Consider the following 3,029-nt stretch of genomic DNA (forward strand, 5'->3'; position numbering starts at 1 on the left):
TGCTGACCATCGAAGCGATGAAAATGGAAACCGGCATCCACGCCGAACGCGACGCGGTGGTCAAGGCCGTCCACGTCCAGCCCGGCGGCCAAATCGACGCCAAAGACCTGCTCGTCGAACTGGAATTCTAAAATGGCGCGCCCTCTTCTAGTGCCGTGCTCAATGATGAATGTGTCGCAGACTTTTGTGACGGCCATAGGAAGCGACTTACTGGGCGCGGCTACGGCCGCCGCTACGGGGGCGGTCAACTTGCTTCAATCTGAGAGTTAGCACTGAGATCTGAAACGATTCCAAGATTTCCCGCCACAACATGTTATGAGCGGCCCAAACCTGCCGTTCATCGTTTCGCTCTGATGATGCAGAGCGCCCGCCAAACTGGTCGTTCGCTGCGGCGCAAAATAGTCCTGGTTTAGAAACATTTCGCAACATAAGTCTATTCGTTGGACAATCAATTGCAGAACAATCAAACTCTGAAATTGCAGTGCAGGTGACGCTGACAATTACGATTGAAACTGCAGCGAGTGGATGGGACTTTTATCATTCTGACTCCCGCTCTTACAATGCCGCTAGTTTTCGATTAAGCTTCGCCTCAGTGGCAGTACGGCATTAAATTCGATGCTCGATAGTGAACATCTATTTGCGTATTCTTCGCTCAATAATCTACGAGTTCGTTGAAGCGAGACACTCTATTTATTTCTGGGCGGGCGCTTGTTCGAGGATTATATCCGTGTACAAAAACATATCTCATTTTTTTGCGGTTTTTTGCCTGATAGTATTACCACAAGTAGTTATTTCTCAAACGCACAGTGTCGGGGAAACTGTGATCCTGCAAGGTGGGACCGCGCACGGGATTCCCCTGCATCGACAACCTCGATCCAGTCGATTTGCGCATGCAGACCCAGGATCTGCGGCAGAAATTGTTGACACATATGACAACGGGCGTTGGCTGTTTTTAAAATTGGAAACGGCAAGAGCATGGGTCCTAGCCCAAAACACGACGGCAGTTGCAACTGTCCAGCCCCCTGATTCAAATGAAGTGGAACGATCGAAATTACTCGATGTAGTTTGTGCGGGTGCGCAGAGGCAGACGCTTAAGAACGACCTGTTTGTTATTTGTCAGGATAGACATTGGCGCATACCGCTCTGGGTCGCCTATGTGATGCGCGGTGATGAACTCGACGGGCCAGGAGATAGGCACAGGTCCTCTTGGCAGATAGATTCCCGCGTCATTGCCGCCGGCCAAGCAAATAGCACTGTGTATCTAGGCTCAGGCTTTCACAAAGGCCACTTGGCTCCGGCACAAGCCTATGTCCGTACACAGAGCGCGGTGAACGGCACGCATATCTACACCAACGCCGTCCCGCAATTTGGAAGTATCAACTCCGGCGCTTGGGCCAAGCTCGAAGCCGCAGTGCGCCATATGGCGATGGCAGGCGCTGATCTTTGGATCATAACGGGCAGCCTTTTTGTTCCCATCGATCCAAGGTGCCAGGTGAACCGCCCACCAGAGAGGTGCCTAGTGGTCGATACGTCGCAGCGGCCTACGGATCCGGTAAACCGTATGCGCAGCGAAATAGCGGTTCCCTCCCATACATTTAAGGCAGTTTTGGCCGAACAGGATGGTGTTTGGTCCTCACGGGCTTTCATCATGCCGAATATTCCTCGAGGCGCCGGTAAATTTAGAAACTATAGATTTAGTGTCGATCAATTAGAGCGCATGCTTGGCTTGGATCTGTTCCAATCGCTGCCTGACCAGATAGAACAACGCATTGAAGTACGCGCAACACCTCTAACGGATTAATGCACAGGAGAGTGACATGCATCTCGATTTGGATAAGGAGTATGATTTAGAGCGTTACTGGAGAAAATTTTGGATTGGCATCGGTTCTGCGATAGCAGTGGTTTTGATAATGTTGCTTTTCAATGCGCCGGACGTCCGGCTTGGATTTGGGCTTGAGCCCCTGCTGTTCATTGTTGATCCCATCCGAGCATCCATCGACGTTTTAAGCATTTTGTTTGTCATTGCCCTCTTCGTTGAACGGGCGAACGAGGTCTTCATAGGCAGCGCCCGATTGGTGGCGCGTAAGCAAGCCGAACTCGAAATCGCAACCATGAAAGAAAAAAAGTCTGCAGGTGGACGAGGAGTGCCAAGCGACGAAAGGATCGCCAAGGCAAAAAACACGCTTTTATGCTATAGAACTGGAACCAGGATACTGACAATTACATTCGCGGTTATTTTGTCGACCCTGCTATCTCTAGGTGGCGTCAGAGCGTTGAGTCCACTGCTAGAAGTTCAATTTGACGCTTTGGCGCTCACACAGTGGTTTTTGTTGCAATTGGCCGATATCGTTGTGACCGTCGCTATCATCGCCGGGGGCAGCAACGGTATCCACCGAATGATCTCTGTCATTGTCGATCAGTTCCCAGAAAAAAAGAGCTCTACAAACACAGAGACTGAGCCCACATAATTAGGTTCAGGACTCATAGCCAATAGATGACGAGAGCTGCGAGGGCGATTGCTGAGAGGAAGACCTTCGGGCACCTGTCGTAACGAGTTGCCACACGGCGCCAATCCTTGAGCCTGCCAAACATGATCTCGATCCGGTTGCGGCGTTTGTATCGGCGCTTGTCGTATTTCACCGTTGTCTTGCGCTGCTTCCGACCGGGGATACAAGCGCGTATCCCTTTATCTTGTAACGCTTCTCGAAACCAATCGGCATCGTATCCGCGATCTCCGAGTAGCCAATCGACATTCGGCATGCCGCTGAACAGAGCCCGAGCACCGATGTAGTCGCTGACCTGTCCTGCGGTTATAAACAGGTTCAGCGGGCGTCCCTGACTGTCGCTGATGGCGTGCAGTTTGGTGTTCATGCCGCCCTTGGTTCGACCAATCAGGCGTCCACGCCCCCCTTTTTGACGCCCATGCTGGTCGCTGTCCGGTGAGCCTTCAGATAGGTCGCGTCGATCATCACAGTCTTCTGTTCGCCGTGCTCGGCGGCCAGGCCAGCCATCATTCGCGCGAAGATGCC

General features: G+C 52.0%; 3 protein-coding genes and 1 pseudogene. 3 read left to right on the forward strand and 1 reads right to left on the reverse strand.

From position 1 onward, the window contains the following. The 3 genes from ACR0LX_RS22865 to ACR0LX_RS22875 form a co-directional block, all read left to right on the forward strand. A partial coding sequence (locus ACR0LX_RS22865) for a biotin/lipoyl-containing protein (RefSeq protein ID WP_480785623.1) occupies positions 1 to 131 on the forward strand: 131 nt, incomplete at its 5' end. Between the two features lie 596 nt (positions 132 to 727). After that, complete coding sequence (locus ACR0LX_RS22870) at positions 728 to 1,801, forward strand: DNA/RNA non-specific endonuclease (RefSeq protein WP_480785621.1); 1,074 nt, start codon at positions 728 to 730, stop codon at positions 1,799 to 1,801. A 16-nt stretch (positions 1,802 to 1,817) separates the two neighbouring features. After that, positions 1,818 to 2,468, forward strand: a complete 651-nt coding sequence (locus ACR0LX_RS22875; protein ID WP_480785622.1) for a hypothetical protein — start codon at positions 1,818 to 1,820, stop codon at positions 2,466 to 2,468. A 13-nt stretch (positions 2,469 to 2,481) separates the two neighbouring features. On the opposite strand, the pseudogene ACR0LX_RS22880 reads toward ACR0LX_RS22875, so the two are convergent. Continuing rightward, a pseudogene (locus tag ACR0LX_RS22880) lies at positions 2,482 to 3,029 on the reverse strand (IS5 family transposase); the annotation flags it as partial.

The sequence above is a fragment of the Ruegeria sp. CH11 genome (genome assembly GCF_056537105.1).